This is a genomic window from Flavihumibacter fluminis (assembly GCF_021491375.1).
Taxonomy (GTDB): Bacteria; Bacteroidota; Bacteroidia; order Chitinophagales; family Chitinophagaceae; genus Flavihumibacter; species Flavihumibacter fluminis.
This window is the reverse complement of the sequence record NZ_JAKEVY010000002.1, coordinates 81397-93637: the sequence shown is the minus strand read 5'-3', so window position 1 is coordinate 93637 and position 12241 is coordinate 81397. Positions and strand designations below refer to the sequence as shown.

General features: G+C 47.0%; 10 protein-coding genes. 2 read left to right on the top strand and 8 right to left on the bottom strand.

Annotated features, from left to right (window positions below):
• Positions 1 to 89: 89 nt before the first annotated feature.
• From mnmE to L0U88_RS06555, 5 genes are all read right to left on the bottom strand, one after another.
• Positions 90 to 1496 carry a tRNA uridine-5-carboxymethylaminomethyl(34) synthesis GTPase MnmE gene (mnmE, locus tag L0U88_RS06575; protein ID WP_234864821.1) on the bottom strand — a complete coding sequence of 469 codons (1407 nt, stop codon included), beginning with the start codon at positions 1494 to 1496 and terminating at the stop codon, positions 90 to 92.
• 73 nt (positions 1497 to 1569) lie between these two features.
• Positions 1570 to 2406 carry an energy transducer TonB gene (locus tag L0U88_RS06570; RefSeq protein ID WP_234864820.1) on the bottom strand — a complete coding sequence of 279 codons (837 nt, stop codon included), beginning with the start codon at positions 2404 to 2406 and terminating at the stop codon, positions 1570 to 1572.
• A gap of 45 nt (positions 2407 to 2451) precedes the next feature.
• Positions 2452 to 3012, bottom strand: a complete 561-nt coding sequence (locus L0U88_RS06565; RefSeq protein ID WP_234864819.1) for an ExbD/TolR family protein — start codon at positions 3010 to 3012, stop codon at positions 2452 to 2454.
• Positions 3013 to 3039: 27 nt separating this feature from the next.
• Positions 3040 to 3711, bottom strand: coding sequence for an ExbD/TolR family protein (locus L0U88_RS06560; protein WP_234864818.1), 672 nt, complete (start codon positions 3709 to 3711; stop codon positions 3040 to 3042).
• Positions 3712 to 3808: 97 nt separating this feature from the next.
• A complete protein-coding gene (locus L0U88_RS06555; RefSeq protein ID WP_234864817.1) occupies positions 3809 to 4666 on the bottom strand; it encodes a MotA/TolQ/ExbB proton channel family protein in 858 nt (285 codons plus the stop codon).
• A 294-nt stretch (positions 4667 to 4960) separates the two neighbouring features.
• Here L0U88_RS06555 and L0U88_RS06550 point away from each other — a divergent pair, with 294 nt between their 5' ends.
• Both L0U88_RS06550 and L0U88_RS06545 read left to right on the top strand, forming a co-directional pair.
• The gene (locus L0U88_RS06550; protein WP_234864816.1) at positions 4961 to 7510 is read left to right on the top strand and encodes a zinc-dependent metalloprotease; all 2550 of its coding nucleotides are present in this window, start codon (positions 4961 to 4963) and stop codon (positions 7508 to 7510) included.
• A 131-nt stretch (positions 7511 to 7641) separates the two neighbouring features.
• Entirely contained in the window at positions 7642 to 7815 is a 174-nt protein-coding gene (locus tag L0U88_RS06545) for a hypothetical protein (RefSeq protein ID WP_234864815.1), read from the top strand.
• A gap of 174 nt (positions 7816 to 7989) precedes the next feature.
• Here L0U88_RS06545 and L0U88_RS06540 read toward each other — a convergent pair whose 3' ends face one another.
• From L0U88_RS06540 to L0U88_RS06530, 3 genes are all read right to left on the bottom strand, one after another.
• Positions 7990 to 9264, bottom strand: coding sequence for an ABC transporter permease (locus L0U88_RS06540; RefSeq protein ID WP_234864814.1), 1275 nt, complete (start codon positions 9262 to 9264; stop codon positions 7990 to 7992).
• Between the two features lie 115 nt (positions 9265 to 9379).
• Positions 9380 to 10756, bottom strand: a complete 1377-nt coding sequence (locus tag L0U88_RS06535) for an NADH-quinone oxidoreductase subunit N (protein ID WP_234864813.1) — start codon at positions 10754 to 10756, stop codon at positions 9380 to 9382.
• Between the two features lie 22 nt (positions 10757 to 10778).
• Positions 10779 to 12236 carry a complex I subunit 4 family protein gene (locus L0U88_RS06530; RefSeq protein WP_234864812.1) on the bottom strand — a complete coding sequence of 486 codons (1458 nt, stop codon included), beginning with the start codon at positions 12234 to 12236 and terminating at the stop codon, positions 10779 to 10781.
• Between the last annotated feature and the right edge of the window lie 5 nt (positions 12237 to 12241).

Below are 12241 nucleotides of genomic sequence, written 5' to 3'. Positions count from 1 at the left end.
TAAATCTATTTTAGATAACAGATTCTGTAAGTTATAATATTCTAAAACAGATTCATACGGGTGTTTTCACGGTAAAAAAAGATCCACACCTACTTCCCAATACAAAACTTGCTAAAAATATAATCCAGTAAATCCTCATTGCTCACCTCTCCTGTTATCTCTCCCACATATTGCAGACAACGCCGGATATCCAGTGCCAGCAAATCACCGGGCAGGTGATTATCCAGGCCATTACGGATATCCATCAACGAACGCAGGATTTCCTGGAGGGCATGATAATGTCGCGCATTGGTGACGATGGTGGTATCGCCACTTACCTGGCCCCCAAGGACCAGGTCCACCAGGCGCTCTTTTAATAGTTCCACATGAAGGCCCTGTTTGGCGGAGATCAACAAGAGGCGACTGCTGTCTACTCCCTGTCCCGCCGAGCGGTCAAATTTGGTGCGCAGTGCAGTTTCTTCCCCTTTGTCAATTTGATTTCCCACAAGAAGATACTTATACCCCGCGGCATCAAATTCCCTTTGCACCTGCTCCAGGTCGACAGGTGCCATGGTGTTTACATCAAAGAGATAGATCACGATATCCGCCTGCTGCATTTTCTCGCGACTCTTCTCCACCCCGATCTGCTCGATCTGGTCGGCTGTATGCTCGCGGATGCCGGCAGTATCTATGAAGCGGAATAATATCCCGTCAATATTCAGCACTTCTTCTATGGTATCCCTGGTGGTGCCGGCTATCTCACTTACAATCGCACGGTTTTCATTCAACAGGGTGTTCAACAAGGTTGATTTGCCAGCATTGGGCTTGCCTATGATCGCCACACTCACCCCATTCTTCATCACGTTGCCCAACTGGAAAGAGGCCGCCAGTTTGCTCACGCGTTCATGTGCTCCTGTTACCAATGCATACAACTGCGAACGATCCGCAAACTCCACATCTTCCTGGGAAAAATCCAGCTCCAGTTCTATCAAAGCCGAGAAACTGATCAGTTGCTCTCTGAGCTGCTTTAATTCGGCTGAAAAGCCACCCCTGATATTGTGTAAGGCATTGCGTTGGGTAGCCGCCGTATTGGCTGCTATCAGGTCAGCAACTGCCTCTGCCTGGGCAAGATCCAGCTTGCCATGCAGAAAGGCCCGCTGGGTGAACTCTCCTGGCCTCGCCAGTCGGGCTCCCCCACGCATACAGGCATCCAATATGCGCTGCAATACATAAGGCGAACCATGCCCGGAGATCTCAACCACATCCTCCCCTGTATACGACCGCGGGCCTTTAAACAGAGTCACCACCACTTCATCCAGGGCTTCTCCTTTTTCTTTCAGCAATCCTACATGCGCGGTATGGGTGGCCTGTTGCTCCAGGTCCTTGGAGGGAAACAACTGGTTCACGATTCCAAATGCCGAAGGTCCGCTTAGTCGTATCACGCCTATGGCACCCACGCCCGGAGGCGTAGCCAATGCAACAATAGTATCATCCCACTGAGGATTGCTGTATTTCATGCGGCAAAGGTAGGTAACAAAAAATCCCCCTGCGAGCTGCAGAGGGATTTGAAAAATTATTCCTTAAGGAAGCTTATTCAATTTCCAAACGGAAGGTAATAGGCTGCTTCTTGTAAGATTTTACCTGGCGACCGTTCTGAACGGCAGGTGTCCATTTACCAGACTTCTTGATTACGCGGGCAGCTTCATCACGCAGTTCATTCGGACCGCTGATTGCCTGCACTTCACTCACATTACCTTCTTTGTCCACGATGAACTGAACCACAACTGTACCCTGGATCTCATTGTCGATCGCATCCTGAGGGTAACGAAGGCTCTTGTTTAGGTAACGCTGCCAGGCACTTGCTCCACCGGGATACTCAGACTCGATTTCCACCTTGGTAAAGGTTTTGTCCCAGTCTTCTTCTACCTTCTTAGGAGCTTCCACTACACCCTTACCTTCATCAGATACAGGTGGTGCAACAATACCCTCATCCTTGATACCTTCCTGGTTGATGGTACCGATCTTGGTTTCTTCCAGTTTCTCCACTTCTGGTGGCTTTTCGTCTTCCTTCACCTCTTCGTCTTTCACGATTTTGGGAGGCGTAAACTTAGCCATTTCCACTTTCGGTGGTTCTACAGGTGGTGGTGGCGGCGGTGGTGGTGGGGGTTCATTTTTGGGTTCTTCCTGCTTGATCGCTTCCAGCTCCACGTCCTGCACTACCATCTCGGTTTTGTCTTTGTCACCTTTCAGCTTGTTCGCCAAAACAGTTCCAACAAAAAACAATACCAGGAGCGCTGCGGTAGCTATCAATGCGATAGTCATGCGTTTGGCATAGGTCCTACGAAGATCGTAAGCGCCGTATGCTTTGTTCCGGCCATCAAAAATGATGTCCAGCACATCCGCACTCAAAATTTTATTAACGTCCATGATTCGCTTTTTTAATAGATGCGTGTTTATTCAATTTCCACAAACTTATTGTTGTGGAGCGGGTGCCGGAGCCGGACCGCCTTCAGTTGCTGCAATCAGCATGGCTTCTGCTTCTGCAATGTCAACCAGTGCATAACGCTTCACCACATTGATCTGCATCTCGTCCAGCATGTTCACCACATTCTTATAGGTGGCTTCCTTTCCGGGTTTGATTACTACCACAAAGTCCTTGGGATCCGTGTTTTTCTTCTTGTTCAGAATTACATCCCGGATCTCCTTGAAATTGGTGCTCTTGAAATTAGCTCCATCGGGAGACAGGATTCCTTCGTAATAGTATACGTTATCGTCCTTGGACATCATGATGGTAAGAGCGCCGGATTCCTTGGCTTTGTTCTGTTCTTCCGGCTTCTCGGTATCCTTTGGAAGGAACAACCGCATCGCCGTGGGCTGGCTCATCGTGGTCGTAAAGATAAAGAAGGTAATCAGCAGGAACCCAAGATCCACCATCGGGGTAAGATCTACACGGGTAGAGAGCTTTTTACTCTTTTTTACGCCTGGGCCTTTTTTATGTCCCCCGCCCTGGGACGAGGTATCCATTTCTGCCATGATGCAAAAATTTTTTTGTTAGATAATTTATTCTTCAGCGGCTTCTGCACCACCCTTACCACGACTCATATTCTCACGGTACAGTTCAGTGCCTTCTTCCACACCTTCCGGATTGGTAACCATCTGGAACTTCATTTCATCCACTTTCTTAAAGGCATCGATTACGCCTTTGAAGGAAGGATATTTTGAAGCGTTGTCACCTTTCACGAGCAGGTTCATTTTAGTTCCGGTGAATCCTGTTTTTACAGCACGCATCCAGTCAACGAGTTCGTTATTAATGGTGTCCAGTACAGGAATACCGGGAACCTGCATTTTAGGCCAGTTTTCCTTCGGCTGGGCTGCCAGGGATTTAAGCTGTGCAATAGGTACTCCGATAAAAGGACCAGTTGCCAGGGCAGTAACTTCCGCTTCAGACAAACCGAGATTACGGGAGGCATTCAGCGCTTCTACAATTTCCTTCCGGGGAGCATCTTCCGAGAAAGAAAGAAACACCTTTCCGTCCTTGTCGATGGTGATCTGGGTAACATCTTTCTGAGGTGCTACCTTGGATGCCACCGAACTCGGAGTTTGTACCGCCAATGCCTCAGAAGGCTTGAACTTGGTGGTCAGGATGAAGAAGGACAAAAGCAGGAATGCCACATCACACATCGCCGTCATGTCAATATGCGTACTCTTCCTTGGTAATTTTGCTTTTGGCATGTTTAATTAGTTATTGTATTCCACATTTAGATTCCGGATTCCCCATTTTCCATAAAAGTTACGAAAAATCTGGGAAATCGCCTGGGCTGGCTGCTTCTTACTTGTACAGGGAAGCAAAGCTCTGAGTCAATGTGAAACCAGACTCGTCGATACCGTAAGTGATACCATCGATCTTGGTAGTGAAAATGTTATACATGATGATCGCCAGGGCGGAAGTACCGATACCCAGGGCAGTGTTATAAAGAGCTTCTGAGATACCGCGGGAAAGTTCACGGGCAGCATCACCACCACCTTCATCACCCAGTTTAGAGAAGGAACGAATCATACCCAATACCGTTCCAAACAGACCCAACAGGGTAGCTACTGAAGCGATAGTTGACAGGAATACGAGGTTCTTTTCCAGCATTGGCAGTTCCAGTGCAGTAGCTTCTTCTACTTCTTTCTGGATAGACAGTACTTTCTGCTCAGTGTCCAGTTCAGTTTCAGTGATCATTTCTTTGTACTTGCGCAGACCAGCTTTCATTACGTTTCCTACAGAACCTTTTTGCTTGTCGCACTCAGTCAGAGCAGCATCAACATTTTTGTTAGCCAGGTGATACTGCACTTTACGTACAAACTCATCAATGTTTCCAGCACCAGTTGCTTTGGTGATAGTCAACAGACGCTCCAGCGCAAATACAATTACAATCAGGAAGTTTGCAATCAATACAGGTACAACGATACCACCTTCAAAGATGCTGTGGAATGCGTTAATGGGTCCTACGTGCTTAGGCCAGAATCCACCTGCCGGATCGGGGTTTGTAAAACCGCTTGCTGCGCCCATGCCAAATCTCCAGATCATATATCCACCCAGGATACACATTACTGGAGCAATCCATGAAATCGCGTTGCTTCTTTTTTTCGCTTGAACAGATGTGGTCGCTTTCGCTGTTGCAGTTGGTTTAGTCTCTGCCATAATCGTTTGTTTTTAGTTTTTTTTGTAAACAGGTAAAAATGTTCTTGAATGGACCCAACGCGTTATTGGGGACACAAGTCTAAATAAAAAAAATTTAAAAAAGTCAAATTAACACAATAAATATCCGAATACGGTACAAATTAAAAAAAAATGCTTCCCGTGCGGTTTTTAGCCCATTTTATTGATTTTTCTGTCTTTTTTACGAGCGGCTCATCCTTTCTTGAAGATTTGTGTTATAATGGGCCATTATTTTATTGTTAATCACCTATTTCCAGCAATTAAAACACACAACACATGGTTCAACAGATCAGACCGGGAAAATGGATCCCGGTAGTGGTTTTGGCCCTGATGGGTAGCCTGGGTGCGGATGCCCAGCAACGTCCCAATCCAGCTAATGCCAAACCTGGTACGGCTCCGGCTACAGCTGCCACCCCCACTCCTCCCAAACCCAGTGGTCCCAAGCCTTACAAGGATGTTATCACTTCCAAGGCAGTAAGCGACGAAGGGTTACTTACCGTTCACAAAGTAGAGGACAAATACTACTTTGAAATTCCGGACAAAGTATTGGGTCGCGATATCCTGGTAGTGAATCGCCTCTCCAAAGCAGCTGCCGGTATGCGGAACTTTTTCTTTGGTTATGCAGGTGACAAAATCGGCGACAATGTCATCCGCTTTGAAAAAGGCCCCAATAACAAAGTTTTCCTGCGCCTGATCTCTTTTGATGAAATGGCAGGCGACTCAACTGCTTCCATGTACAAGGCAGTTGCCAATTCCAATATCCAGCCCATCGCACAGTCTTTTGATATCGCAGCCTTTGGTGCCGACTCTACGGGTGTAGTGCTGGATGTGACCAGCTTCCTGAATAGCGATAACGAAATCCTGAATTTTGAAGGCAGTGCCAAGCGCACGTTCCGGATTGGTAACTACCAGGCGGATAAGTCTTATATCAGCTCCGTAAAGTCTTTCCCGATCAATACGGAGATTAAAACTGTCAAGACCTATGGTCGCTCTGCCGGTGCAACACCCGGAGCACCTCCAGCTATGGCTCCTCCGAGTGGTTCCTATACTGTAGAGATCAACAGTTCTATGATGCTGCTTCCTGAGAAGCCTATGCAGCCACGTTATTACGATGAGCGTGTTGGTTTCTTCACCCGTCGTTATGTTGATTTTGAAAAAAATCCCCAGGGCGTAGAATCCGTTAGCATGGTAACCCGCTGGAGACTGGAACCTAAAGAGGAAGATGTTGAAAAATACAAACGTGGTGAGCTGGTTGAGCCTAAGAAGCCCATCATTTTTTACATTGATCCGGCTACTCCGAAAAAATGGGTTCCTTACCTGATCCAGGGTGTGAACGACTGGCAGGCTGCTTTCGAAAAAGCTGGTTTCAAGAATGCCATCTTTGCGAAAGAAGCTCCCGTAAATGATCCTGAATGGAGCCTGGAAGATGCCCGTTACTCTGCGATCGTGTACAAACCTTCTGATGTTCCGAATGCAAGTGGTCCGCATGAGCATGACCCTCGCAGTGGTGAGATCCTCGAAAGCCATATCAACTGGTATCACAATGTGATGCAACTCCTGCGCAACTGGTATTTCGTTCAGGCATCACCGAATGATCCGCGTGCACGTGCTCCGCAGTTTGATGATAAACTGATGGGTGAACTGATCCGCTTTGTATCTTCTCACGAAGTAGGACATACGCTTGGGCTGCGTCACAACTTTGGTTCTTCTTCTTCTACACCGGTTGAAAAACTGCGTGATAAAAAATGGCTGGAAGAGAATGGTCACACTCCTTCCATCATGGACTATGCGCGTTTCAACTATGTAGCACAGCCGGAAGACAATGTTGGTGAAAAAGGATTGTTCCCCCGCATTGGTGATTACGACAAGTGGGCAATTGAGTGGGGTTACAAATGGTATCCGCAGGCAAAATCTGCTGAGGAGGAAAAACCCATCCTGAATGCATTGACCATTGAGCGTTTGAAAGATAAACGCCTGTGGTTTGGTCGCGAAACCAACCCCGATGATCCTCGTTCTCAGAATGAAGATCTGGGTGATAACAGCATGAAGGCAAGTACCTATGGTATCAAGAACCTGCAGCGCATCATTCCGAATCTGCAGGCCTGGACCAAGGAGCCGAATGAGAATTACGAAACGCTGAGCACCTTGTACAATGAAGTAGTAACCCAGTTTAACCGGTATGTAGGCCATGTGAGTAAGAATATTGGTGGCGTGATGGAAACTCCGAAAACTGTAGAGCAGGCTGGTGCTGTCTATGAAATCGTTTCCCGCGAGCAGCAGAAAGAAGCGATGGACTTCCTGAACAAGCAGGTATTCACCACACCAACCTGGTTGCTGGATCAGCAGATCTTCGCGAAAACAGGTAATACCGGAACAGCAGTAGTGAATCGTTTGCAGGATGCAGCCCTTGGACGTTTACTGAGTGCAGGAACCATCAACAAGTTGCTGAATGCAGAAGCCACAATGGGTACCAAGACCTATACGCTGAATGATATGATGACAGATTTGCGTCGTTCTATCTTCACCGAGTTGCCAACCCGCAAACCGATTGATATCTATCGTCGCAATCTGCAGAAGAATATGGTAGAGCGTTTGCTGACCTTCCTGAAACCTGCTACTGCGCCCGCATCACTGGGTGGTGGTATCACGATCAGCTTTGGTCCGACGATCTCCCGCAACAGCGATGCCCTCTCCTATGCACGCGGCACCCTGCGCAGCCTGCAAACCGAGATTCGCACCGCACTGCCTTCTTACACTGATACAGCTACCCGTTATCACCTCCAGGACTTACTGGACAGGATTAATGATGGGCTGACTGCGAAGTAAGATAAGCGTCACCTAACATAAAAAAAGCCGGCTCGATTGAGCCGGCTTTTTTATTAGTAGCCCTCACATTACTCACAGCTTTTCAGTTTGGGTTATTTACTCCGTACAATTATTTTACAGCAATTAGAGATGTGCATGCTGGAAAAATTCAACTCATTGAATACGGGGAGCCATTACTGCCAACAACAGATAGTGCCATCCATAAATTAGAAGACTACCCTGGTGTTAAAACCGTTTCTTTAGGTTGTGTTATCACCACACAGGAAATCAATGGGATTAAGCAATACAACTACGTGATGGAATAATTGCTGATTAGCACCTATGGGATTAGTATACTCAAAAGGTGATGTTTTTTATGGTCACATTTAACTAACATTAGACCCACAAAATGTCATCTATATGTTACATTATAAATCCAGCTAAAACAGTATACCACCTTGTTTGCTAAGCCAGGCTAACTTCCGAAAGGTAATTACCACCTACTCGTACCGCAGTGCCTCAATAGGATTTAACCGGCTGGCTTTATAGGCGGGATAAGCTCCGGCAGCAAGGCCCACAATAGAACAAATAAGCACGCCAAGGAATACCCAGAGCCAGGGGACTACAAAACCCGTGCTCATCAGCATGCTCACAATATTGCCGAGTAAAACACCAATGAAGATGCCAATGACGGCACCCAGCAAACTGATCAGGATGGCTTCCAGCAGGAACTGCCAGCGCACATTGCGCTGCTTGCCCCCAATGGCTTTTATCAATCCCACTTCCTTGGTTCTTTCAGTTACTGCCACCAGCATGATATTCATGAGGCCAATCGCGGCCCCCATCAGGGTGATGAAACCAATCACCACTGCAGAACCTGTGAGCCAGCCGATCTGGCGCATCGCGAGTTCAACAAAGGCATCACTTTTATCAACCAGAAAATTACTCTCTTCCTTAATCTCGTTTTTGCGTATCACCCGGAAAATGCCTTCTGCCTCGCCAATAGCTGTTTCAATCAGGCTGATATCATCGGTTTTCACTCCAATGGTAAAGGTGGAGGAAGCACTGCTAGTGAAAAAACGACGCACCGAATTATAGGTGGTGATGATATTATTATCCAGGCTTCGGCCAAAAGTGGAGCCTTTGGGTTCCAGGGTGCCAATCACCCGGAAAGGAATATTATTGACGTGAATGATCTTTTCTACCGGCGCTTCGGGGTTGCTGGTTCCAAAGAGTTTGTCCGCCACATCCTTTCCGATCAGGCAGACATTTCGGCCGGTACTGACATCCAGTTCATTGATATTGCGGCCCGCGGCTATTTCAAAGCCATTCATGTCGAGGTAGTTCTCATCCCCTCCATTTACCCATACCGTAGGGTTGGTTTTTTTATTGCCAAAGGAAGCCGCATTAGTATTACCACCACTAAGAGACAAGGATACTTTGGAAGGGAATTTATAGCGCTCTTTAAAAGCCTCTGCCTGGTCACGTGTGATGGGCTTATTCGTGTTGGATTTCTTTAGTTTCTTTCCGCCTTTCTCTTCTTTTTTCATTTCTCCCCTGTCGAACCGAAACGCCGACCGGTAGCGGATCGTAAAGCCATTGGCACCCATGCTGGAGAAGCTTTCCATGAACTTTTGCGAGATGGCCTGGATCGCAGTGTTAATCCCAATAAGGGCTGCAATTCCCAGGGCAATAATCGATACTGTAATTCCTGTGCGAAGTTTATTCGACCGGATGGTGCGTATGGATAGGCTTAGCGTGTCGGCAATGTTCATGCCATGAAAGTAAGAAAAAGTGAGACGTCAGACGTCAGATGTGAGATGTACGGAGCTAAAATCATTTCACCGGTCGGGTGGCACCCGACCGGTGGCACCCGACCGGTAAAATTTATTAGAAGTACAAATAGTTCAGAATCATGTTCGGGAAGATGCCGAAGAGGATGATAAGTCCGGCTACCAGGATCAGCAACCAGCGGAAAACACTACTGATGGCTACAGTTTCACCAGCTCCCTCCTTGAAATACATGGCCTGGATCACGCGGAAATAGTAGTAGACGCTGATCGCGGCACAAATAATAGCCAGGATCACCAGCCACAAATAAGTCCCGGTCTTCACTGCAGAAGCCAGCATGAAATATTTGGCAAAGAAGCCGATGGTCATGGGGATACCAGCCAGCGACAACAGGAAAATAGTAGTTGTGGCAGCCAGGACCGGTTGGGTACGAGCCAGGCCATTAAAGCCTTCAAAGGTATAATCCTTCATCTTGATCAGCACTGCAAACACTCCGATAGTAGCCAGGCTATATCCCAACGAATAGAGGATGATACCTTCTTTGGATAGGGCATTATAGCTGAACAACGCGAACAGCATAAAACCTGCCTGCGCAATGGAGGAATAAGCCAGCATGCGTTTTACACTTTGCTGGAAGATGGCAGTAATATTACCGATCAGCAAGGTAGCAGCAATCACCACCGATACAATCAGTCTCCAATCGTATCCGGAATTGCTGTAGCTGAATTCAAACAGGCGCACAAAAGCGATGAACACAGCCGCTTTCACAATGGTTGCCATGAAGGAAGTGAATACGGTGGGCGCACCATCATATACATCCGGCGTCCAGAAATGGAAAGGAGCAGCAGATACTTTAAAGGCCATGCTGATGAACAACAGCATCAAGCCTGAAGTGTACCAAACATCTCTGCCTGCATTGGCAATCTGCAAAGTTGGATCAATGCTGAAAGTTGCTCTCGCACCATACATCAGTACAATACCCATCAGCATGATACCGGTAGAGAATGCTCCCATCAGGAAATACTTCAGAGACGCTTCATTGCTTTTCAGGTTGCGTTTATCGCTACCTGTTAGTATGTACAAGGGAATAGAAATAATCTCAATTCCGAGGAAGAGCAACAACAAGCTATTGAAAGAAGAAACGATGGAAACACCACAGAGAATAAAGAAGATCAGTGCAAAATAATCAGCGCCATTCTCTCCTACTTCCAGCACATCGCGGGCAGATAAGAGAAAATACAAGAGCGTTGCACCAAATGCGATGGAATTGAAAAGCAGTCCGAGTTTGGAAAATACCAGCATGCCGCGGGTATTGATATCAAAGAACTGCATCCCTCTCAATTCAGCGATATTAGCCAGCAGGAGCAGCAGCATACCACCAACAGCAACGGCACGGATAGTGGATTTATTGGTGGTAAAAATGCCGGTGAACATCAGCACTACACCCAATATGGCGGAAAGAATAATTGCGTTCATACTATTTCAGGTCGTTTGCTGTTTATTTTAAATTCATCCTGTCCAGAATCTGCTGAGAGATTTCGGTGGTCATCGACAAAATGGGTTTAGGATAGATACCGATCAGCACAATACCAACTACCAATATGGCGAGTGCGATCTGCACATTCAAACGGATATCGGTTGCATTGGCAGTACGCTCATTGGTTGGTCCGTAAAATACATTCTGCACCATGCGCAGGGTATATACCGCACTTAAGATAATCGTGATGATACCCGCCAATGCATAGATCATTCCGAACTTGGTAGCAGTGGATCCCCAGATACCATTGAACATCATAAACTCACCAATGAAGGCATTGGTCAATGGCATCGCGATATTAGCCAGTGCCACGATCAACATCAATATAGTCAGCACAGGTGCCTTTTGTGCAAGGCCGCCCAATTCAGAAATCTTCCTGGTGCCAAATTGTTGCTCTATTACATTCACCACGATCCACATACCCAGGATATTGATCCCGTGGTTGAACATCTGGATCATGATGCCCTGGATACCACTGTAGCTGGGTGCAAACAAAGCCAGTATCATTAAACCGATGTGCGCAATGGAAGACCAGGCTACCAGTCGCTTTAAGTCATCCTGTTTGATGGCAACAAAAGAGGCATACAGCATACCTACCACAGCCAGGGTTGCGAAATTATCACCCCACTGGTAAGTAGCAGCCGGTACCACCGGAGCCAGCCAGCGCAGCAAACCAAATACCCCCATTTTCGCCATGATCGCACTCAGGATCATAGTCACCGCCGTAGGTGATTGTTCATACGTATCGGGCTGCCAGGTATGGAAAGGGAACAACGGCATTTTCACCGCGAATGCAACCACCAGTAATATGAAGATGGTCATTTCCTCGCGGGCTGATAAGGTCAACTTTACATAATCCGCCCAGGCAAAAGAACCGCCTGATTTGAAATACAGGAGGATCAGTCCGATTAACATGAAGAGTGATCCTACAAACGTATATATGAAAAACTTGATCGTAACCTGGACTCTTTTTTCACCACCCCAGCGGGAGCAGAGAAAATATAAAGGTATCAATGCCAGTTCCCAGAAGAAGTAGAAAAGCATAGCATCCATCGCCATGAACACACCTAATAAACCGGCCTGCGATAAAAGCATCAATCCAAAGAAACGATTGCCATCAACATAACTGTTATTCCAGGTGCTGTAGATGATCAGCGGAAAGGCAAATGTTGTCAATAGGCAAAGCAGCTGGCTCATACCATCCAGTTCAAAATGGAAGCGACTGTTCAGTGCGCCGATCCAGGGTTGATTGAAGCTGAGATGGGCCGCATCATTCCATACACTCATGCCTGCCAGCATCACGGCCAGCGAAACAAGTGTGGAGAATAGGGCGATCGATTTAGCGGTTGCTTCCTGACGGATCGCAAAGAGTGCGACACCGGTCAGCAGGGGAATCAAAATCAGTAAAACTGGTACCATTATTT

Bases quoted from the DNA above. Each gene is read 5' to 3' on its own strand.
- mnmE (WP_234864821.1), bottom strand. From the start codon at position 1,496: ATGAAATACAGCAATCCTCAGTGGGATGATACTATTGTTGCATTGGCT.
- L0U88_RS06570 (WP_234864820.1), bottom strand. From the start codon at position 2,406: ATGGACGTTAATAAAATTTTGAGTGCGGATGTGCTGGACATCATTTTT.
- L0U88_RS06565 (WP_234864819.1), bottom strand. From the start codon at position 3,012: ATGGCAGAAATGGATACCTCGTCCCAGGGCGGGGGACATAAAAAAGGC.
- L0U88_RS06560 (WP_234864818.1), bottom strand. From the start codon at position 3,711: ATGCCAAAAGCAAAATTACCAAGGAAGAGTACGCATATTGACATGACG.
- L0U88_RS06555 (WP_234864817.1), bottom strand. From the start codon at position 4,666: ATGGCAGAGACTAAACCAACTGCAACAGCGAAAGCGACCACATCTGTT.
- L0U88_RS06550 (WP_234864816.1), top strand. From the start codon at position 4,961: ATGGTTCAACAGATCAGACCGGGAAAATGGATCCCGGTAGTGGTTTTG.
- L0U88_RS06540 (WP_234864814.1), bottom strand. From the start codon at position 9,264: ATGAACATTGCCGACACGCTAAGCCTATCCATACGCACCATCCGGTCG.
- L0U88_RS06535 (WP_234864813.1), bottom strand. From the start codon at position 10,756: ATGAACGCAATTATTCTTTCCGCCATATTGGGTGTAGTGCTGATGTTC.
- L0U88_RS06530 (WP_234864812.1), bottom strand. From the start codon at position 12,236: ATGGTACCAGTTTTACTGATTTTGATTCCCCTGCTGACCGGTGTCGCA.